The 19,555-nt window shown below is 71.1% G+C and carries 17 protein-coding genes; 6 read left to right on the top strand and 11 right to left on the bottom strand.

From position 1 onward, the window contains the following. Nucleotides 1-2: 2 nt before the first annotated feature. Nucleotides 3-3,410 carry a pyruvate carboxylase gene (locus KY498_RS00845; RefSeq protein WP_191008710.1) on the bottom strand — a complete coding sequence of 1,136 codons (3,408 nt, stop codon included), beginning with the start codon at nt 3,408-3,410 and terminating at the stop codon, nt 3-5. A gap of 117 nt (nt 3,411-3,527) precedes the next feature. On the opposite strand from KY498_RS00845, the gene KY498_RS00840 reads away from it, so the two are divergent. Then, on the top strand, nt 3,528-4,334 hold the full coding sequence (locus KY498_RS00840) for a ParA family protein (protein ID WP_060958771.1): 807 nt from the start codon (nt 3,528-3,530) through the stop codon (nt 4,332-4,334). A gap of 309 nt (nt 4,335-4,643) precedes the next feature. Here the strand turns inward: KY498_RS00840 and KY498_RS00835 are convergent, their stop codons facing one another. The 3 genes from KY498_RS00835 to KY498_RS00825 all read right to left on the bottom strand — a co-directional run bounded on the left by KY498_RS00835 (nt 4,644) and on the right by KY498_RS00825 (nt 6,473). Continuing rightward, a complete protein-coding gene (locus KY498_RS00835; RefSeq protein WP_060958772.1) occupies nt 4,644-5,192 on the bottom strand; it encodes a MerR family transcriptional regulator in 549 nt (182 codons plus the stop codon). Nucleotides 5,193-5,295: 103 nt separating this feature from the next. Then, nucleotides 5,296-5,982: a MerR family transcriptional regulator gene (locus KY498_RS00830; protein WP_061781703.1), complete on the bottom strand. Its 687-nt coding sequence runs from the start codon at nt 5,980-5,982 to the stop codon at nt 5,296-5,298. Beyond that, a complete protein-coding gene (locus KY498_RS00825; protein WP_174524643.1) occupies nt 5,979-6,473 on the bottom strand; it encodes an FHA domain-containing protein in 495 nt (164 codons plus the stop codon). The genes KY498_RS00830 and KY498_RS00825 overlap by 4 nt, the downstream gene beginning before the upstream one ends. 199 nt (nt 6,474-6,672) lie before the next feature. On the opposite strand from KY498_RS00825, the gene KY498_RS00820 reads away from it, so the two are divergent. Beyond that, the gene (locus KY498_RS00820; protein ID WP_191008711.1) at nt 6,673-7,017 is read left to right on the top strand and encodes a hypothetical protein; all 345 of its coding nucleotides are present in this window, start codon (nt 6,673-6,675) and stop codon (nt 7,015-7,017) included. A 24-nt stretch (nt 7,018-7,041) separates the two neighbouring features. Here the strand turns inward: KY498_RS00820 and KY498_RS00815 are convergent, their stop codons facing one another. Beyond that, nucleotides 7,042-7,458 (bottom strand): hypothetical protein, encoded by a 417-nt coding sequence (locus KY498_RS00815; RefSeq protein ID WP_191009704.1) that lies wholly within the window; start codon nt 7,456-7,458, stop codon nt 7,042-7,044. A 101-nt stretch (nt 7,459-7,559) separates the two neighbouring features. Here KY498_RS00815 and KY498_RS00810 point away from each other — a divergent pair, with 101 nt between their 5' ends. After that, nucleotides 7,560-8,135, top strand: a complete 576-nt coding sequence (locus KY498_RS00810) for a copper resistance CopC family protein (RefSeq protein ID WP_191008712.1) — start codon at nt 7,560-7,562, stop codon at nt 8,133-8,135. Nucleotides 8,136-8,144: 9 nt separating this feature from the next. Beyond that, entirely contained in the window at nt 8,145-9,545 is a 1,401-nt protein-coding gene (gene lpdA, locus KY498_RS00805; RefSeq protein ID WP_060958777.1) for a dihydrolipoyl dehydrogenase, read from the top strand. 150 nt (nt 9,546-9,695) lie between these two features. Here the strand turns inward: lpdA and KY498_RS00800 are convergent, their stop codons facing one another. Genes KY498_RS00800 through KY498_RS00785 form a run of 4 tightly spaced genes read right to left on the bottom strand, consistent with a single transcriptional unit; the run spans nt 9,696 to nt 13,123 of the window. Then, nucleotides 9,696-10,331 carry a CYTH domain-containing protein gene (locus KY498_RS00800; RefSeq protein ID WP_191008713.1) on the bottom strand — a complete coding sequence of 212 codons (636 nt, stop codon included), beginning with the start codon at nt 10,329-10,331 and terminating at the stop codon, nt 9,696-9,698. Then, complete coding sequence (locus KY498_RS00795) at nt 10,328-10,555, bottom strand: hypothetical protein (RefSeq protein ID WP_060958779.1); 228 nt, start codon at nt 10,553-10,555, stop codon at nt 10,328-10,330. The genes KY498_RS00800 and KY498_RS00795 overlap by 4 nt, the downstream gene beginning before the upstream one ends. 54 nt (nt 10,556-10,609) lie before the next feature. Beyond that, a complete protein-coding gene (locus KY498_RS00790; RefSeq protein ID WP_061781701.1) occupies nt 10,610-12,142 on the bottom strand; it encodes a CoA-acylating methylmalonate-semialdehyde dehydrogenase in 1,533 nt (510 codons plus the stop codon). A gap of 42 nt (nt 12,143-12,184) precedes the next feature. Further along, on the bottom strand, nt 12,185-13,123 hold the full coding sequence (locus tag KY498_RS00785) for an NAD(P)-dependent oxidoreductase (protein ID WP_191008714.1): 939 nt from the start codon (nt 13,121-13,123) through the stop codon (nt 12,185-12,187). Between the two features lie 196 nt (nt 13,124-13,319). Between KY498_RS00785 and KY498_RS00780 the strand changes: the two genes are divergently transcribed. Both KY498_RS00780 and KY498_RS00775 read left to right on the top strand, forming a co-directional pair. Next, nucleotides 13,320-14,171: a LysR family transcriptional regulator gene (locus KY498_RS00780; protein WP_191009705.1), complete on the top strand. Its 852-nt coding sequence runs from the start codon at nt 13,320-13,322 to the stop codon at nt 14,169-14,171. Beyond that, a complete protein-coding gene (locus tag KY498_RS00775; RefSeq protein WP_191008715.1) occupies nt 14,168-14,899 on the top strand; it encodes a glutamine amidotransferase in 732 nt (243 codons plus the stop codon). Before KY498_RS00780 ends, KY498_RS00775 begins: the two co-directional genes overlap by 4 nt. Nucleotides 14,900-15,936: 1,037 nt before the next feature. Here the strand turns inward: KY498_RS00775 and KY498_RS00770 are convergent. Further along, entirely contained in the window at nt 15,937-18,441 is a 2,505-nt protein-coding gene (locus KY498_RS00770; RefSeq protein ID WP_223848946.1) for a glycogen/starch/alpha-glucan phosphorylase, read from the bottom strand. A gap of 105 nt (nt 18,442-18,546) precedes the next feature. Further along, entirely contained in the window at nt 18,547-19,551 is a 1,005-nt protein-coding gene (locus KY498_RS00765; protein WP_060958784.1) for a YihY/virulence factor BrkB family protein, read from the bottom strand. Nucleotides 19,552-19,555: the final 4 nt, after the last annotated feature.

The following is a 19,555-nucleotide window of genomic DNA, read 5'->3' as shown; positions in this document are numbered from 1 at the left end:
GGCTACTCGGCGGGTCGGACGACGAGCAAAAGGTCGCCCGCCTCGACGGGCGCCGGCGACGCGATCGCCAGCCGCTCCACGACGCCGTCGACCGGCGCCGTGATCGCCGCCTCCATCTTCATCGCCTCGATCGAGGCGACCGGCTGCCCGGCCGTCACCCGCTCTCCGATCCCGGCCGCGAGGGTCACCACCCCCGAGAACGGCGCGGCGACCTGGCCCGGGATCGACGTGTCGGCCTTCTCTGCCTGCCGCGTCTGGACCGCGATCGCGCGGTCGCGCACGAACACGGGACGCAACTGGCCGTTGAGGGTCGTCATGACGGTCCGCATACCCTTGTCGTCGACCTCGCCGATCGCCTCGAGCCCGACGTAGAGCTGCACCCCGCGCTCGATCTGCACGACGTGCTCGGTTCCCGGCGTGAGGCCGTAGAGGTAGTCGGCGGTGTCGAGGACGCTGAGGTCGCCGTAGGTCTCGCGCACCTCGCGGAACGCGGCCGTCGGCGCCGGGAAGAGCAGGCCGTTGAGGGTGGCGCGTCGCGTCGCCGAGTCGGCATCCAGCGCGGCGGCCTCCTCCGGCGAGATCTCCGTGACCCCCGTGCGCACCTCGCGGCCGCGCAACACCTTGGTGCGAAAGGGCTCGGGCCAGCCTCCGGGCAGGTCGCCGAGCTCGCCGGCCATGAAGGCGACGACGGAGTCGGGCACGTCGTACTTCTCCGGGTTCTGCTCGAAGTCGGCGGGGTCGGCGCGGACGGCGGCGAGGTGGAGTGCCAGGTCGCCGACGACCTTCGACGACGGTGTGACCTTTGGAACGCGTCCGAGGATGGCGTCGGCGGCGGCGTACATGTCCTCGATCAGCTCGAAGTCGTCCGACAGGCCCAGCGCGATCGCCTGCTGCCGGAGGTTGGACAACTGGCCGCCGGGGATCTCATGGCGGTACACCCGCCCGGTGGGTCCGGGAAGGCCCGACTCGAAGGGACGGTAGAGATGGCGGACGGCTTCCCAGTACGGCTCCAGGTCGGAGACCGCGTCGAGGTCGAGGCCCGTGTCGCGCTCCGTGTGGGCCAGGGCGGCCACGAGGGCCGACAGCGACGGCTGACTCGTCGTGCCCGCCATCGGGGCCGCCGCGGCATCCACCGCGTCGGCACCGGCGGCGCCGGCGGCCAGCAGCGTCGCCAGCTGTCCGCCCGCCGTGTCGTGCGTGTGGACGTGGACCGGGAGGTCGAAGCGCTCGCGGAGGGCGCGCACGAGGCGCGCGGCCGCCCCCGGGCGCAGGAGCCCGGCCATGTCCTTGATGGCGAGCACGTGCGCCCCGGCATCCACGATCTGCTCCGCGAGGCGCAGGTAGTAGTCGAGGGTGTAGAGGTCTTCCGACGGCGAGAGCAGGTCGCCGGTGTAGCAGAGGGCGACCTCCGCGACGGCGGTGCCCGTCTCGAGCACGGCATCGACGGCGGGACGCATCTGGGAGACGTCGTTGAGCGCGTCGAAGATGCGGAAGATGTCGACGCCGGATGCCGCGGCCTCCCGGACGAAGGCGTCGGTGACCCGGGTGGGGTAGGGCGTGTAGCCCACGGTGTTGCGTCCGCGCAGCAGCATCTGGATCGCGACGTTCGGCAGCGCCTGTCGGAGCGCGTCGAGACGCTCCCAGGGGTCCTCCCCCAGGAAGCGCAGCGCGACGTCGTACGTGGCGCCTCCCCAGGCCTCGACCGACAGCAGCTGCGGGGTCAACCGGGCCACGTAGGGCGCGACCGTCACGAGGTCGCGCGTGCGGACGCGCGTGGCGAGCAGCGACTGGTGGGCGTCGCGGAACGTCGTCTCGGTCACCGCAAGGGCCGTCTGCTCGCGCAGGGCCCGGGCGAAGCCGGTGGGGCCGAGCTCGCGCAGGCGCTGGCGCGAGCCGGCGACCGGCGCGGCCGACAGGTCGATGCGCGGCAGCTTCGTCGCCGGCTCGACCGTCAGCGGGTTCTCGCCGTTCGGCCGGTTGACGGTCGTGTCGGCGAGCCAGGCGATGATCTTCGATCCGCGGTCCTTCGACTCCCGCCCCCGCAGCAGCTCGGGCCGCTCGTCGATGAACGCGGTACTGACATCGCCCGCCACGAACGCGGGGTCGTCGAGCACCGCCTGCAGGAACGGGATGTTGGTCGAGACACCCCGGATGCGGAACTCGGCGAGAGCGCGCCGCGAGCGCACGACGGCCGCCGCGAAGTCACGTCCCCGGCACGTGAGCTTGGCGAGCATCGAGTCGAAGTGCGGGCTGACCTGCGAGCCGGCCGCGGTGGTGCCGCCGTCGAGGCGGATACCGGCGCCTCCGGGCGAGCGGTACGTGGTGATCTTGCCGGTGTCGGGCCGGAAGCCCTGCGTCGGGTCCTCGGTCGTGATGCGGCACTGCAGGGCGGCTCCGCGCAGGCGGATGTCCTCCTGGTGCAGCCCGAGGTCGGCGAGGCTCTCCCCCGCGGCGATGCGCATCTGCGACTGCACGAGGTCGACGTCGGTCACCTCCTCCGTCACGGTGTGCTCGACCTGGATGCGGGGGTTCATCTCGATGAAGACGACCTCACCCGTCCGCGGGCCCGCCGTCTCGAGCAGGAACTCGACGGTGCCGGCGTTCTCGTACCCGATCGAGCGGGCGAACGCGACCGCGTGACGGTGCAGGCTCTCGCGGACGTCGTCGGCGAGGTTGGGCGCCGGGGCGATCTCGATCACCTTCTGGTGCCGACGCTGCACGGAGCAGTCGCGCTCGAACAGGTGCACCGTCTCACCGGTCTTGTCGGCGAGGATCTGCACCTCGACGTGGCGGGGCCGCTGGACGGCCTGCTCCAGGAAGACCCGGGCGTCGCCGAACGCGCTGTCCGCCTCGCGCATCGCCTCGGCGATGGCCGGTGCGAGCTGCTCCTTCTTCTCCACGCGACGCATGCCGCGGCCGCCACCGCCGGCGACGGCCTTGACGAAGATGGGGAAGCCGATCCCGTCGGACTGGCTGACGAGCAGCTCGACGTCGTCGGATGCCGCGGTCGAGCGCAGCACGGGCACTCCCGCGGCGATCGCGTGCTCCTTCGCCGTGACCTTGTTTCCGGCCATCTCCAACGCCCGCGACGGCGGCCCGATGAAGACGATGCCGTTCTCGGCCGCCTTCGCGGCGAGCTCGGGGTTCTCGGACAGGAATCCGTACCCGGGGTAGATCGCGTCGGCGCCGGACTCCTTGGCGACGCGGATGATCTCGTCCACGTCGAGGTAGGCCCGCACCGGCTGACCGGCGGCGCCGATCTGATACGCCTCGTCGGCCTTCAGACGGTGGAGGGAGTAACGGTCCTCGTAGGGGTACACCGCGACGGTGCGCGCGCCGAGCTCGAACGCCGCGCGAAACGCCCGGATCGCGATCTCTCCGCGATTGGCCACCAGGATCTTGCGGAACATGCGCACCTCTTCTCCGAGCGGCCCTCGCGTGCCGAGAGACCCTGATTCCCCGACGGGCCCACTTTTCACGAGGGCCTGAGTGTCCTCACAGCCTAGGGGACGGTAACGTAGAGCCTCGTGCACGTACTCTCCGTCTCCTCGCTCAAGGGGGGTGTCGGCAAGACCACCGTGACTCTCGGCCTCGCCTCCGCGGCGTTCGCTCGGGGAGTGCGGACTCTCGTCGTCGACCTCGACCCGCAGTCTGACGTGTCGACGGGCATGGACATCCAGGTCGCGGGACGCCTCAACGTCGCCGACGTGCTCGCCAATCCGAAGGAGAAGGTGGTCCGTCAGGCCATCACCTCCAGCGGGTGGGCCAAGGTGCATCCGGGCACGATCGACGTGATGATCGGCAGCCCGTCCGCGATCAACTTCGACGGTCCGCACCCCAGCGTGCGCGACGTGTGGAAGCTCGAGGAGGCCCTCGCGACGATCGAGGCGGACTACGACCTCGTTCTCATCGACTGCGCTCCCTCGCTCAACGCGCTCACGCGCACCGCCTGGGCGGCATCCGACCGCGTCGTCGTGGTCACCGAGCCCGGCCTGTTCTCGGTCGCCGCCGCCGACCGCGCCCTGCGCGCGATCGAGGAGATCCGCCGCGGCCTCTCGCCGCGGCTGCAGCCTCTGGGCATCGTCGTGAACCGGGTGCGCCCGCAGTCGATCGAGCACCAGTTCCGCATCAAGGAGCTCCGCGACATGTTCGGCCCGCTCGTGCTGTCGCCGCAGCTGCCGGAGCGCACCTCGCTGCAGCAGGCCCAGGGCGCCGCCAAGCCGCTGCACATCTGGCCCGGCGACTCCGCTCAGGAGCTCGCGGGCGACTTCGACGCGCTGCTGGACCGCGTCATGCGCACCGGCCGCATCACCGCCGGCGAACAGCGCGCCTGACCCTCACCCGCCCGCTCGTCGAGCGAGCGCCCCACCGGTCGTTGAGCGAGCGCCCACCCGGTCGTCGAGCGAGCCACCGGTCGTTGAGCGAGCGCCCCACCGGTCGTTGAGCGAGCGCCGCACCGGTCGTTGAGCGAGCGCCGCACCGGTCGTTGAGCGAGCGCCCCACCGGTCGTTGAGCGAGCGCCGCACCGGTCGTTGAGCGAGCGCCGCAGGCGCGAGTCGAAACGCAGCGAGTCGAAACGCAGCGAGTCGAAACGCAGCGAGTCGAAACGCAGCGAGTCGAAACTCCCCCCGCGTCGACGCGTCTCAGGCGGACTTGACCGCGCGGCGGGCGGCGAGCTCGTCGACGGGGTCGGGAGCCTGCGGGTCGAAGTCCAACAGCGTCGACTCCACCTCGTGCAGCACCTTGCCGACCGCGATGCCGAACACGCCCTGACCGCGGCTGACGAGGTCGATGACCTCGTCGTTGGAGGTGCAGAGGTACACCGACGCCCCGTCGCTCATCAGGGTGGTCCCGGCGAGGTCGCGGATGCCGGCGGCGCGCAGCTGATCGACGGCGGTGCGGATCTGCTGCAGCGAGATGCCGGTGTCGAGCAGGCGCTTGACGAGCTTCAGCACGAGGATGTCGCGGAAGCCGTACAGCCGCTGCGATCCCGAGCCGCTCGCACCGCGCACGGTCGGCTGCACGAGCTCGGTGCGTGCCCAGTAGTCGAGCTGACGGTAGGTGATGCCGGCGGCGCGGGCGGCGACGGCTCCGCGGTAGCCGACCTCGTCGTCCATCTGCGGCAGGCCGTCGGTGAACAGCAGGTCGGTGGCGAACCGGATGTCGCCCGGCGCATCGTCGTGCGCGGTCATGCTCGCCTCCCACCGATCTGTCTGTCGTTTCCTCCACGGTAGATCAGCACCGTGCCCGCGGCAACGACATCCGCTTCCACGGCCGCGGCGTGTCGCGCGCGCGTCACGGCACGATGCGGTCGAGGGCCGCGTGCACGAACGCCGTCCGCACTTCGTCGAGTCGTCGCAGCAGCTCCGGGGCGAGCTCGCCCGCCCGGGCGCGAGACGCGGCATCCATGCGCCGCAGCAGCGGGGTCAACGCGCTCTCCACGAGCGCGACCTCCCGCTCGGCGGCCTGGCGGACGCCGCGGACGTGTCGGGGCTGGATGCCGTGGCCGTCGAGCGCCACGAGTGCGCGCAGCACGCCCAGGGCCTTCTCGTCGTAGCTCTCGGAGGCCGGGACCAGGCCGGCGCGCACGGCGTCGTTGAGCAGGGCTGCAGGCGCCGAGGCCGCCTGCAGCAGCTCGTCGCGGCGGTAGCGGCGCGGCGCGGTCACGATCGACGCCGGTGCGGGCGGCGCCACCGTCCCGCCCTGCTGCTGTTCGTCGAGGTACTCGCGGATGCGGGCCAGCGGCATGTAGTGGTCGCGCTGCAGCGTCAGCGCCGTGCGCAGCCGGTCGACGTCCAGCGGCGAGAACTTGCGGTAGCCCGACTCCGTCCGCAGGGGCGTGACGATCCCCTGGACCTCGAGGTAGCGGAGCTTGCTCGCGCTGAGGTCGGAGAACTCCGGGGTGAGGCGGGCGAGGACCTGACCGATGCTGAGGTAACCCGTGGACGACGCGCGTCCACGGGGCGATGCGGCCGGGCTCACCCGCTCGTCACCTGTGCACGGTCGACGGGCGACGCGAAGAAGTTCAGCCGGAACTTGCCGATGCGCACCTCGGACCCGTCGACGAGCACGGCGCGGTCGACGCGCTCCCCGTTGACGTAGCTGCCGTTGAGCGAACGCTGGTCGACCAGCTCGAAGACGCTGCCGGTGCGGGTGATCTCGGCGTGACGACGCGACACGGTCACGTCGTCGAAGAAGATGTCCGCCTCGGGGTGCCGGCCGACCGTCGTGACGTCGGCGTCGAGGAGGTACCGGGCGCCCGCGGTCGGACCCGACCGCACGAGCAGCAGTCCCGCACGAGCCGGGAGGGCCTCGATGGCCTCGCGCTCGACATCGGTCAGATCGGTGCCGAACGGGACGAAGGAGAGGTCGGAGTCATGGCCGAACGTCTGCGTCGAGTCGGCGGAACCACCGTCCCCGGCGTCGCGTCGGATGCCGCTGCCACCAGCGTCTCGCGCATTCTCTTCCACCATGGCCTCCTTCCCTTTCACCCTAACGGATCGGCTCGCGCTGCGAACCCCCGACCGCGAGTCGGTTTCGTCGATCGACCCGCATCCGGGGCGCCCCGTGTGTCGTCGTGTGACGGCGAGCGGGCGTCCGCGGGAGGACCGACCTAATCTGGCACGACCGCCTCCGCATTCCCGCGTCGGCGCCCGAGGAGAGGAACACCCCGTGTCCACGCCGCAGAACCGCCTCACGCCCGCCCCGGTGCGTCAGGACGCGATCTGCATGTGCGCGACGGGCGGAGCCTGCTCCTCGTTCGCCCCGGGCCACGCCGTGCACCTCATCCAGGCGCGCCTGGTCTCCGCGACGCCCACCGAGTGGGTCGACGCGATCGTCACGCACACCGATGCGGACGGCACGGTCGTCGTCGCCTCGCTCGACGGCGACGTCATCGAGCTCTGGAACGGCGCCGGGGCCGCGGCGGAGCTCCCGACCGGCTCACCGGTCGCGTACCACCGCCGCTACCACGTGCTGAACGCGGGCGGTCGCCTCTTCAACGCCCTGCCCCTCTAGACCTCTGCGGGAGAGCGGGGCCGCTCAGGCGGCCGCCATCATGGCGTCCTTGACCGCCATGCAGGCATCCATGCACGCCCGGCAGGCCTCGGCGCACATCGCACACACGGGGCTCTGGTCCGCGTGCATCATGCACATGTCCATGCAGGTCTGACACATCGCGATGCAGGCGTCGAGCATCGCCATCATCGACGCCGGCGTCATCCCCGGCATCCGCAGCATCGCGCGCATCATCGTGTTGCACATGTCGGCGCAGGTCATGCAGGCCGAGGCGCAGTCCATCATGTGCCCGTCCATCATCTGCACCGAGCAGATCGTGCACGCCTGCTCGCACGCGGCGCAGGCGTCCATACACGCCTGCATCACGGCAGCATCCATCTCCGGCATGCCCGACATCGAGGTCATCTCCGCCGACATGGCATCCATCATCCTGGCGTCCATCACGCACCGTCCTCCCGGTCACGGCGAGCGGCGTGCCCGCCTGCCGCCATGCTAGGACGCGGGGCGCCCCGGCGACACCCGCGGATAGGCTCGGGAGGGTGATGTCACACAGAGTTCACACGTTCCGCCCGCTCGCCCTCGCGTTCTCCGCCCTGCTCGCGGGCCTGTTGTCGCTCGCCGTCGCCACGCCCGCGTGGGCGCACGACGAGCTCATCGGCTCCTCCCCCGCCGCGGGCGCCCAGGTGGACGCGATGCCGGACGAGCTCACGATGACCTTCAGCGGGGTGCTGCTGGACGAGCCGGGAGCCACCGAGGTCGTCGTGACGGATGCCGCGGGCTCCTCGCTCACCGACGGCGACCCCCGCCTCGACGGAACGCGACTGACGCAGCCGCTGTCCGGCACGGCCAGCGGCGCCGTCACCGTGATCTGGCGCGTCGTGTCCAGCGACGGCCATCCCGTCTCTGGCCAGTACAGCTTCACGGTCGGCACCGCCGGGGCGGGGTCGGAGACGGCACCGAGCACTCCCGCGGCCTCGCCCTCCGCGGCGGTGTCGGCGGAGGCGGACGGGGGCGTTCCCGTGCTGGTCTGGATCGTCCTCGGCATCGCCGTGGCGGCGGCGCTCGGAGCACTCGTGGCGGTGCTCCTGCGGCGGTCCGCGCCCACCCCCGAGGACTAGGCTGGAACCATGCCTCATTTCAACGTCGTCGTCCTCGGTGCCGGCCCTGGTGGCTATGTCGCGGCGGTCCGCGCCGCTCAGCTCGGCCAGTCCGTCGCCATCATCGAAGAGAAGTACTGGGGCGGTGTCTGCCTCAACGTCGGCTGCATCCCCTCGAAGGCGCTCCTGAAGAACGCCGAGATCGCCCACACTCTGAAGCACAAGTCCGAGTTCTTCGGCATCTCGGGTGAGTTCACGCTCGACTTCGGCAAGGCGTGGGATCGCTCGCGCGTCGTGGCCGACGGCCGCGTCAAGGGCATCCACTACCTGATGAAGAAGAACAAGGTCACCGAGTTCGAGGGTCGCGGCTCCTTCACGGGCCCCAAGGCCATCACCGTGACGAAGTCGGACGGGTCGACCGAAGAGGTCACCTTCGACAACGTGATCATCGCGACCGGCTCCACCGTGCGCCTGCTGCCGGGCGTGACGCTGAGCGAGAACGTCGTGACGTACGAGGAGCAGATCCTCACCCGCGACCTGCCGGGATCGATCGTCATCGTCGGCGCCGGTGCCATCGGCATGGAGTTCGCCTACGTCCTCACCAACTACGGCGTGAAGGTCACGATCATCGAGTTCCTCGACCGCGCCCTCCCGAACGAGGACGCGGACGTCTCGAAGGAGATCGCGAAGCAGTACAAGAACCTGGGCGTCGACATCCTCGTCTCCACCAAGGTCGAGTCGGTCGTCGACAGCGGCGACAAGGTCACGGTCACCTACACCGACAACAAGAGCGGTGCGCAGGGCTCGATCGAGGCCGACAAGGTGCTCATGTCGATCGGCTTCGCCCCCCGCGTGGAGGGCTTCGGCCTGGAGAACACGGGCGTGAAGCTCACCGACCGCGGTGCCATCGAGATCGACGACTTCATGCGCACCAACGTCGAGGGCATCTACGCCATCGGCGACGTCACGGCCAAGCTGCAGCTCGCCCACGTGGCGGAAGCGCAGGGCGTCGTGGCCGCGGAGACGATCGGCGGCGCCGAGACCATGGCGCTCGGCGACTACCGCATGATGCCGCGCGCGACCTTCTGCTCGCCGCAGGTGGCCTCGTTCGGCTACACCGAGGCGCAGTACAAGGAGACCGGCCGCGAGTACAAGGTCGCGACGTTCCCCTTCATGGCCAACGGCAAGGCCCACGGCCTGGGCGAGCCGGTCGGCTTCGTGAAGCTCATCGCGGATGCCGAGCACCTCGAGCTCGTCGGCGGCCACCTCATCGGCCCCGACGTGTCGGAGCTGCTGCCCGAGCTGACGCTGGCGCAGAAGTGGGACCTCACGGCCCTCGAGCTCGCGCGCAACGTGCACACCCACCCGACCCTGTCGGAGGCGCTCCAGGAGGCCTTCCACGGCCTCGCCGGTCACATGATCAACCTGTGAGCCCAGGAGTACGCTGACTCCTGCGACTGACGCCGCCCCATCCGAAGCCGGGGGCGGCGTCAGTGGTTTCCGGCATCCGTGCGCGTTCGTCCGTCCCGCGATGTCGCGATCGCGGCGCGATACCGCCCACACGGGACGGACGAAGGCGCGTCAGAGACCCAGCGCGCGGGCGAGTTTCGAGTCGGATGCCGCGGGGCAGCCGCCCGCGGCGGTGACCGCGGCGGCGGCGGCCGCGAGCAGGGCGGCGCGGGCGGCGGGTGCCGTCGGCGCCGCGGGGCCGAGCTCGAACTCCCATTCGCGCCACCTGGTCTCCACGCGCCGGCGCTCATCGGTGGCGATCACGTGGTCGTCGACGAACTCGGCGACGACGCCGCCGTCGGCGTCGCGCAGCAGATAGGCGTGGCGGTCGTTGCGGATCCGCGCGATGGGCGCGAGAGCCCCCGGGACGAGGTGTGCGACGGCGGATGCCACGGCATCCGGAACCGCGATGTCGTCGAGGCCCGCGCCGTCCAGCGGCCAGTGCGTCTCGATGCGGCCGCCGTCGGCCCCCTTCGGCCCCTTGATGTGCCAGCCGGCGTCGGGACCTCCCGTGCGACGTCGGACGGCATAGCCGGCGCGACCGAGCGCGTAGCCCTCGACGTCGAGGTAGCGGGCGTCGAGCTCGCGCCGATCCGGACCGTCGACGACGGCGACACCCGGCAGACCCGACAGGTCGGGCAGCGGGGTGTCGCCGTGGACGTCGAAGGTGAGCTCGATCTCGAGCGAGCGGGAGGGCTCCGTGCTCACTCGTCCCGGCCGTCGGGGTCGGGATCGATGTCGTCCTCGGCCTCGACGAAGTGGAAGTCGGCCGACGTCGGGCCGTCGCCCTCGCCCGTGTTCTCCGCGGCCCCGGCGCGCTCGTAGACGATCTGGGTCTCGCTGTAGGGCATGATCAGGCGGTCCTGGCTCTCGTCGTCCAGGGGAAGGACCTGCCCGTCGAGCGGGCCTCCGTGCAGTCGTGCGATCGCCATGGTGTACCTCCGACGATGAAGCGGAATGTGGACTCCCAGCCTATCGCCGGGGGCTCAGTGCGTCGGGAAGCCGAGGCTGATCTGGCTCTCGCTCGGGTCGGGCCAGCGCGTGGTGACGACCTTGCGACGCGTGTAGAAGTTGAACGCCTCCGGCCCGTACATGTGCGTGTCGCCGAAGAGCGAATCCTTCCAGCCGCCGAACGAGAAGGCGCCGATCGGGACCGGGATCGGGACGTTCACCCCGACCATGCCCACCTCGATGTCGTACTCGAACTGTCGCGCCGTCTTGCCGTCGCGGGTGAACACCGCCGTGCCGTTCGCGTAGCGGTTGCCGTTGACCAGGGCGACCGCCTCGTCGTAGCTCGCGACGCGGACCACCGACAGCACCGGGCCGAAGATCTCCTCGTCGTAGACGCGCATCCCGGGCGTGACGCCGTCGACGAGCGAGGGGCCGATGAAGAACCCGTCCGCGTCGACGGAGAGGTCGCGGCCGTCGACCACGACCCGCGCGCCCTCGCCGGCGGCGCCCGCCACGAACCCGCTCACGCGGTCGAGGGCGTCGCGGGTGATCAGCGGCCCCATGTCGCTGTCGGGGTCGGTGCCGTCGCCGACGACGAGTCCGCCGATGCGCTCGGCGACCTTCGCGATCAGCGGGTCGGCGACGTCGCCGACCGCGACGACGACCGAGACCGCCATGCAACGCTCCCCCGCCGAGCCGTAGGCGGCGGACACCGCGGCATCCGCGGCGGCGTCGAGGTCGGCATCCGGCATGACGATCATGTGGTTCTTCGCCCCGCCGAGCGCCTGCACGCGCTTGCCGTTCTCGGCGGCCCGCGCGTAGATGTACTTCGCGATCGGCGTCGAGCCGACGAACGACACGGCGCGCACGATCGGATCGTCCAGGATGGCGTCCACGGCTTCCTTGTCGCCGTGGACGACGTTGAGGATGCCGGCGGGAAGACCGGCTTCCGCGAACGCGTCGGCCAGCCAGACGGCGGCCGAGGGGTCGCGCTCGCTGGGCTTGAGGATGACCGCGTTGCCGGCGGCGATCGCCGTCGTCACCATCCACAGCGGAACCATCGCCGGGAAGTTGAACGGCGTGATGCACGCGACGACCCCGACGGGCTGGCGCACCTGATGGACGTCGACGCCGGAGGCGACCTGTTCGGAGTAGTCGCCCTTGAGGTGATGCATGAGGCTCGTGCAGAACTCGACGTTCTCGAGTCCGCGCGCGACCTCGCCGAGCGCGTCGTCGACCGTCTTGCCGTGCTCGGCGGTGATGAGGCGCGCCAGCTCTTCGGCGCGTGCCGCGACGATCTCGCGGAGGCGGAACATCACCTGCTGGCGCTTGCCGAGGCCGGTGTCGCGCCATCCGCGCTGCGCGGCCGCGGCGACGCGCGCCGCCTCGTGCACGAAGGCGGCCGAGGCCAGGGCGACCTCTCCGGTCTGCCGGCCGGTGGCGGGGTTGAAGACGGGACCGGTCCGACCGTCGCCGGTGACGCGTGCGCCGCCGACGACGTGCGGGATGGCGGTGAGAGTCCCGGCGGTGGACGAGGCGGTTGACGAGGCGGTGGAGGCGATGCTCATGAGGATGCTCTCTCGGGATCGGTGGCGGGCAGGTACGGGGGGTCAGGCCACGGCGGCCGCGCCGTCGCGCGCCGGGTCGTAGCCGCGGAGGGTGCCGTCCGGCGAGGCGAAGCGCGCGACGAGCGTGCAGTCCTTGCCTCCGAGTCCTTCGGCGATGAGCTCGTCGAGCTGGCTCAGCGCGAGACGCGCCGCCGGCAGGTGCACGCCGGTGTCGTCGCCGGCCTGCACGGCCAGGCCGCAGTCCTTGCGGGCGAGGTCGACCGAGAACGTGGCGTCGAAGTTCTTGTTCGCGGCCGCCTTCTCCACGATGCCCGGCACCGGGTACCAGGTGCGCAGCGCCCACGAGTCGGCGGACGAGACGCGGGCGACGTCCCAGAACACCTGCGGGTCGAGCCCCAGCTGCTCCGCGAGCTGGGAGCCCTCCGACACCGCCATGACCGAGATGAAGAGCATCATGTTGTTCACGAGCTTCGCGGCGATGCCCGCACCGGCCTCGCCGCAGCCGATGACGTTGCCCGCCATCGGCGCCACGATCCCCCGGGCCCGCTCCACGTCGGCGGCGTCGCCCCCGAGCATGAAGGTCAGCGTGTGCGCTTCGGCTCCCGCGGTGCCGCCGGAGATCGGCGCGTCCACGAAAGCGAGACCGCGGTCCGCGGCTTCCCGGTGGCACCAGCGGGAGGTCTCCACATCGACGGTGGAGGTGTCGAGCAGAAGAGTGGATGCCGCCGCGTGCGCGAGGATGCCGTCGGCTCCCCCGTACACGGCGCGGACGTGCTCCGGCTTGGGGAGGGACGTGATCGCGGCATCCGCGCCGTCGAGCGCCGCGGCCACGGACGCGACGATCTGCACCCCGCGCTCGGCGGCGGACGCTGCGGCCGCGGGGTTGAGATCGACGCCGCGCACGGTGTGGCCCGCGGCGACCAGGTGGGCCGACATGGGGGCGCCCATGTGGCCGAGTCCGATGAAGGCGATCGTGGACATGACAGCTCCCTTCGACCGGCGACGGTCGTCGTCGCGGGCGGCGGCCGTCGTCCTCGAGGGCCGCCACCGTCAGCGTAGGCAGCCGCGAGTCATCGATCAATGCACACGTCAGCGGCAAACTTGCACCACTGGTGTGCACTGGTGCACACTCGTCGGCATGCCCCTCGCTCCCCCCGACCCGCCGCTGGACGCGCTGATGACCTTCCTCTCGGTCGCGCGCCTCGGCCGCTACACCGCCGCCGCCGAGGTGCTCGGCGTCAACCACTCGACCGTCTCCCGCAGGATCGCGGCACTGGAGAGCGCGATGGGCGGGCGCGTGCTCGTGCGGACGGTGGGCGGATGGGAGGTCACCGACCTCGGTCACCGCGCGGTGACCATCGCCGAGCGCATCGAGGCCTCGCTGCGGGAGCTCGTCGACGGCGACGACACCGACGCCGTGCACGGCATGGTGCGCATCTCCGCCCCCGACGCCTTCACGTCGGTGTTCCTGGCGCCCGCGATGACCGCGCTCCGACGCGAGCACCCCCAGCTGGCGGTGGAGCTGCTGTCGGCGACGCAGCGCGTGCGCCAGAACCGCTCCGGCGTCGACCTGGAGATCGTCGTCGGCCGGCCGCAGGTGCTGCGCGCGTACGCGACGCCGGTGTGCTCCTACGCGTTGCGTCTGTACGCCGCCCCCGACTACCTCGCCGCCCAGGGCACCCCCGCCGCCGTCGCCGACCTCTCCGCCCACCCGCTCGTGTACTACGTGGAGAGCTCGCTGCAGGTCGACGAGCTCGATCGCGCCCTCCAGGAGCTGCCCGACTCCCCCGCGTCGGTGCGCTCGACGAGCGTCTTCGCGCATGTCGAGGCGACCGCGGCCGGGGCGGGCGTCGGCATCCTGCCCGACTTCCTCGGCGATGCGGACCCCCGCCTCGTGCGCGTGCTCGACGGCGCCTACGCGCACCCGCTCGCGTACTGGGCCGTCGCGCGCGACGAGGGCCCGCGCAACCCCGCCGTCGCGGCGACGCTCGCGGCGATCACGGCCTACATCGAGCAGGGCCGGCGATGAAGCCGTTCCTGCTGCTGGCGACGCGGGCCGAGGATCTGCCCGCCGACGAGGAGTACGCCCTCTTCCTCCGCTTCACGGGACTGTCGGCGAACGAGCTGGTGCGGGTGCGGATGGAGGCGGGGCCCCTCGGCGAGGTCGATCTGGACGAGTATTCGGGCGTCTTCGTCGGCGGCGGCCCCTTCAACGCCTCCGATCCGCTCGAGAAGAAGTCCCCCGTGCAGCGGCGGGTCGAAGCGGAGATCGCGGGGCTCCTCGACGAGGTCGTGGCCCGCGACTTCCCGTTCTTCGGCGCCTGCTACGGCGTCGGCACGGTCGGCGCGCACCAGGGGGCGGTCATCGACGGCACCTACCGTGAGCCGATCAGCGTGATCGAGGTGGAGAAGACGGATGCCGGGCGCGACGACCCGCTGCTGGCGACGCTGCCCGACGGGTTCACCGCGTTCGTCGGGCACAAGGAGGCGATCTCGCGACTGCCGGAGTCGGCCACCCTGCTCGTGCGTGGCGAGGCGTGCCCCGTGCAGATGTTCCGGGTGGGCCGGAACGTGTACGCCACCCAGTTCCACCCGGAATGCGACGTCGAGGGCATCTCGACACGCATCCGCGCCTACGCGGACTACGGCTACTTCGGCCCCGGCGAGCTCGACCTCACGCTCGCGGCCGTGCGGCGGCTGCCCGTCGTGCACACAGGCGCCCTCCTGCGCGCGTTCGTCGAGCGCTACGCCCGCTGACACCGCGTTTCGACTCGTCGCTGCGCTCCTCGCTCAACGACCGGGACGCGGGGCGTGGGGGGGCGCGGCGCGTGGCCGCGGCTGTGTGCCGCGGCCCGGCCGCGAGCCGAAATGCAAGGGATGCCGGGCGACACGCCGCCGCATCCCCCACGGACACGGCGTGCCGGGCAGCCCGCCTTGCAGTTGCGGACAGGGCGGGGCGGGGGCGGGGCGGGGCGGGGCGCGGCTATTTGCCGTCGCCAGGTCGCGAGCCGAAATGCAAGGGATGCCGCGCGACACGCCGCCGCATCCCCCGCGGACACGGCGTGTCGGTCAGAGCGCCTTGCAGTTGAGGACGGGGCGGGGCGTTTCGACTCGTCGCTGCGCTCCTCGCTCAACGACCGGGGGCAGGGCGGGGCGCGGCGGCTGCGGGGCGCGGCCGCGGCTGTGTGCCCTGGGCCGGTCGCGAGCCGAAATGCAAGGGATGCCGCGCGACACGCCGCCGCATCCCCCGCGGACACGGCGTGTCGGTCAGAGCGCCTTGCAGTTGAGGACAGGGCGGGGCGTTTCGACTCGTCGCTGCGCTCCTCGCTCAACGACCGGGACGCGGGGCGTGGCGCGGGGCCGCGGCTGCGTGCCGTGGCCCGGCCGCGAGCCGGAATGCAAGGGATGCCGCGCGACACGCCGCCGCAACCATCGCGGAGGCGGCGTGTCGGTCAGCGCGCCTTGCAGTTGAGGACGGGACGGGACGGGGCGGGGCGTTTCGACTCGTCGCTGCGCTCCTCGCTCAACGACCGGGACGCGGGGCGGGGCGCGGCGCGGCGCGTGGCCGCGGCTGTGTGCCGTGGCCCCGTCGCGAGCCGAAATGCAAGGGATGCCGGGCGACACGCCGCCGCATCCCCCGCGGAGGCGGCGTGTCGGTCAGAGCGCCTTGCAGTTGCGGGCAGGCAGGGCGCGCGGCGGCGCGTTTCGACTCGCTGCGCTCCTGCTCAACGACCGGGACGCGGGGCGGGCCGGTCGTCGAGCGAGCGAGCGCAGCGAGCCGAGACGCGCCCGCGTCAGAGGATCGGCGGGGTGTGCCAGATGCGCTCGATGTAGTCGCGCATCGAGCGATCGGACGAGAAGAACCCGCAGCGGGCGACGTTCAGGATCGCCGAGCGCGTCCAGGCATCCTGATCGGTGTAGGCCGCATCCACCCGTGCCTGCGCGGCCACGTAGGAGGAATAGTCCGCGAGCACCATGAAGCGGTCGTCGTAGAGCAGGTTCGACACGATCGGCTCGAACACGCTGCGGTCGCCGCCCGAGAACGCGCCGGAGGCGATGAGATCCATCGCCCGGCGGAGGTTCTCGTCCCGCTGATAGAAGTCCGCCGGCTTGTAGCCGCGGGCCCACAACGCTTCCACCTCGGGCTCGCTCATGCCGAAGAGGAAGAAGTTCTCGTCGCCGACCAGCTCGCGGATCTCGACGTTCGCGCCGTCGTCGGTGCCGATCGTCAGCGCGCCGTTGAGCGCGAACTTCATGTTGCCGGTGCCCGAGGCCTCCTTGCCGGCCAGCGAGATCTGCTCGGACAGATCGGCAGCCGGGATCAGCCGCTCGGCGAGGGTGACGTTGTAGTTCGGCGGGAACAGCACCTTCAGGCGCCCCTCGACCCGCGGGTCGGCGTTGACGACCTCGCCGACGGCGTTGATGAGGTGGATGATGCGCTTGGCCATCACGTAGCCCGGAGCCGCCTTCGCCCCGAAGATCACGGTGCGCGGGAGGATCTCGGATGCCGCGACCCGGCCCGACACGATGCTCTCGTACTGCGTGACGACGTGGAGCAGCTTCAGCATCTGGCGCTTGTACTCGTGCAGGCGCTTGACCATCACGTCGAGCATGTGGCCATCGCTGATCTCGAAGCCGTCACGGGCGCGCAGCACCTCGCCGAGGCGCCGCTTGTTCGCCGCCTTCACGTCGGCGAAGGCCTGACGGAACTGCGGATCCTCCGCGTACGTCTCGAGCTCACGCAGGCGCTCGAGATCGGTGAGCCAGCCGGTACCGATGGCCTCGGTGATCAGCTCGGAGAGCCCCGGGTTCGCGAGCCGCACGAAACGGCGCGGCGTGATGCCGTTGGTGACGTTGGTGAACTTGCCCGGGAAGAAGTCGTTGAAGTCGGGCAGCACCTTGTCGCGCAGCAGCTGCGAGTGCAGCTCGGCCACGCCGTTGACCTTGGCGCCCGCGACGGTCGCCAGGTACGCCATCCGGACGCTCCGCTCGGGGAACTCGGAGATGATCGACATGTTGCGGATGCGCATCTCGTCGTCGCCGTAGCGTTCGCGCACCGCGTCGAGGAACTCCTCGTTGATGCGGTAGATGATCTCCAGATGCCGCGGCAGCAGGCGCCCGAGCAGGTCGACCGACCACACCTCGAGCGCCTCGGGCAGCAGCGTGTGGCACGTGTACGCGAAGCACTGCTGCGTGATCGCCCACGCGGCATCCCACTCGAGCTTCCTCTCGTCGATGAGCACGCGCATGAGCTCGGGCACGCCGATGACGGGGTGGGTGTCGTTGAGCTGGAAGATCACGCGATCGGGCAGCTTCTCGAGGTCGAAGTCGTCCGGCAGCGTGTTCTCCAGGAAGTCGCCGATGGATGCCGCGACGAAGAAGTACTGCTGCTGGAGGCGCAGCTCCTTGCCCTGCGGGGTGGAGTCCTCCGGGTAGAGGACCTTGGAGATGTTCTCGGCGAACGTCTGGGCGCGCACGGCCTCCTCGTAGTCGCCGGAGTTGAAGACGCGCAGGTCGAACGAGTCTGTGGCCTTCGCGCTCCACAGCCGCAGGGTGTTGACGCGGCCGTTGAGGTATCCGGGCACCATGTAGTTGTAGGGCACCGCCTGAACGTGCCAGCCCGGAACCCAGCGGTTGCGGATGACGCCGTCGTCGTCGTAGGTCTCGGTGTGTCCGCCGAAGGAGATGCGGCGAGCGGCCTCGGGGTGCGGGAACTCCCACGGGGAGCCGAGGGTGAGCCACGCGTCGGGCTGCTCGACCTGCTGACCGCCGACGAAGGTCTGACGGAAGATGCCGTACTCGTAGCGGATGCCGTAGCCGACGTTCGGCACGCCCATCGTCGCGAGCGAGTCGATGAAGCACGCGGCGAGGCGTCCCAGACCGCCGTTTCCGAGGCCCGGCTCCACCTCCTGCGCCCGCAGCTCGTCGATGTCGATGCCGCAGGCGGCCATCGCCTCGGTGGCGATCTCGGTCAGACCGCTCGCGAGCAGGTTGTTGTCGAGCTGGCGGCCGAGCAGGTACTCCGCCGAGAGGTAGCACACGCCCTTCGCCTGCGCGACGCGCTGACGGCGCAGGTCTTCCAGCCAGCGCGCCATGAGGTAGTCGCGCACGGTCATCGCGAAGGCGAAGTAGCGGTCGTTCGGGCTGGATGCCGACAGCGGCACGCCCCGCTCGTAGTTGAGGTTCCGCAGGAACTGGCGGACGAATCCGTCGACCGAGCTCGCCGGACCGGTCACCGGCGCGAGAGCCAGCGGGTGCGTCGCGTGGAGCGGGTGGGGCACGGAGGTGGGACCGGTCACAGATTCGGGTTCTGACACAGTTCACACGCTAACGTGCGCCCCCGCCCGATGCACATCGGCGGGGGTCTTTTCACGCGGCTCTTACCTGGCCGTTACACGCGACCGTCAGGACGCTCCGGCGCCGTCACGTTCCTTCTGCTCCGCCCGCCGGGCCTCCTCGAGTTCGGCGGCCGCGAGAGCGAGGACGTTCTCCGCGGAGCGCACGCGTCGCTGAGCGAACGTCGCGGCGCCGTGGCGCGCACGTACGCGGTCGTCGCCTTCCTCGACGAGCGTGAAGATGTACGCCGTGGCGATCAGGATCACCTGCGCCGAGAGGTTGATCCACAGCAGCAGCGCGATCAGCGCCGCGAAGGACGCGAGAAGCGGGTTGGACGCGGCGCCGCCGACGAACAGCCCGGACAGCTGCTGGAGGACCGTGAGCCCCACCGCGGCCAAGAGGGCGCCCGTCCAGAGCGCCTTCGCGGGGGCGCGCACACCCGAGAGCACGCGGAACAGGACCGCCACCGCCGCGGCATCCAGAACGAAGGTCACCACGATCGCGAGCACCCGCGTGCCCCAGGCGATGGCGGGGTCCTCGCGTGTGAGACCGAGCCACTGTGCCACGACGTCCAGGCCGGCGGTCCCCAGCATCGTGACGACCGCGGAGGCGAGCAGGGCGCCGCCGACGGCCACGGCGAGACCGACGTTTCGGAGGAGCACGATCCAGATGGGCACGTCATCGGTGAGCTTGTCGCACACGACGCGCATCGCCGTGCGCAGCGACCCGATGGCACCGATCGCCGCGCCCACGAGACCGATGAGCGAGAGCACGCCGGCCACCGAGAGGCCGACCGACAGGTCGATCTCGTCCACCTTGATGAGGCCGTTCTCGCCCACGAGGCCGGGGATGGCCCGGTCGACCGCCGCGATGAGCGCCTGCCACGCCTGCGGGTCGCCGGAGAGCCACAGGGCCGCGACGGAGAAGCCCAGCAGCGCCGCCGCGAAGACGCTGAAGAGCGTCCGATAGGTGACGCTGTCGGCCAGCATCGCGCCGCGCCGCTCGCCGTAGCGCAGGAACGCGCGGACGGGCGTCAGCGACAGCGCGCGGGCGATGACGCGGGAGATGTCCATCCCG

The organism is Microbacterium sp. PAMC21962 (genome assembly GCF_019443465.1).
Classification (GTDB): domain Bacteria; phylum Actinomycetota; class Actinomycetes; order Actinomycetales; family Microbacteriaceae; genus Microbacterium; species Microbacterium hominis.
This window is presented reverse-complemented; position numbering and strand designations above follow the sequence as displayed.

Excerpts from the sequence above, each read along its gene's own strand:
- KY498_RS00835 (WP_060958772.1), bottom strand. The coding sequence starts at position 5,192 with ATGACCGCGCACGACGATGCGCCGGGCGACATCCGGTTCGCCACCGAC.
- KY498_RS00780 (WP_191009705.1), top strand. The coding sequence starts at position 13,320 with ATGACCTTCCTCTCGGTCGCGCGCCTCGGCCGCTACACCGCCGCCGCC.
- KY498_RS00790 (WP_061781701.1), bottom strand. The coding sequence starts at position 12,142 with ATGAGCATCGCCTCCACCGCCTCGTCAACCGCCTCGTCCACCGCCGGG.
- KY498_RS00810 (WP_191008712.1), top strand. The coding sequence starts at position 7,560 with ATGTCACACAGAGTTCACACGTTCCGCCCGCTCGCCCTCGCGTTCTCC.
- KY498_RS00845 (WP_191008710.1), bottom strand. The coding sequence starts at position 3,410 with ATGTTCCGCAAGATCCTGGTGGCCAATCGCGGAGAGATCGCGATCCGG.
- KY498_RS00775 (WP_191008715.1), top strand. The coding sequence starts at position 14,168 with ATGAAGCCGTTCCTGCTGCTGGCGACGCGGGCCGAGGATCTGCCCGCC.
- KY498_RS00825 (WP_174524643.1), bottom strand. The coding sequence starts at position 6,473 with ATGGTGGAAGAGAATGCGCGAGACGCTGGTGGCAGCGGCATCCGACGC.
- lpdA (WP_060958777.1), top strand. The coding sequence starts at position 8,145 with ATGCCTCATTTCAACGTCGTCGTCCTCGGTGCCGGCCCTGGTGGCTAT.
- KY498_RS00795 (WP_060958779.1), bottom strand. The coding sequence starts at position 10,555 with ATGGCGATCGCACGACTGCACGGAGGCCCGCTCGACGGGCAGGTCCTT.
- KY498_RS00765 (WP_060958784.1), bottom strand. The coding sequence starts at position 19,551 with ATGGACATCTCCCGCGTCATCGCCCGCGCGCTGTCGCTGACGCCCGTC.
- KY498_RS00785 (WP_191008714.1), bottom strand. The coding sequence starts at position 13,123 with ATGTCCACGATCGCCTTCATCGGACTCGGCCACATGGGCGCCCCCATG.
- KY498_RS00815 (WP_191009704.1), bottom strand. The coding sequence starts at position 7,458 with ATGGACGCCAGGATGATGGATGCCATGTCGGCGGAGATGACCTCGATG.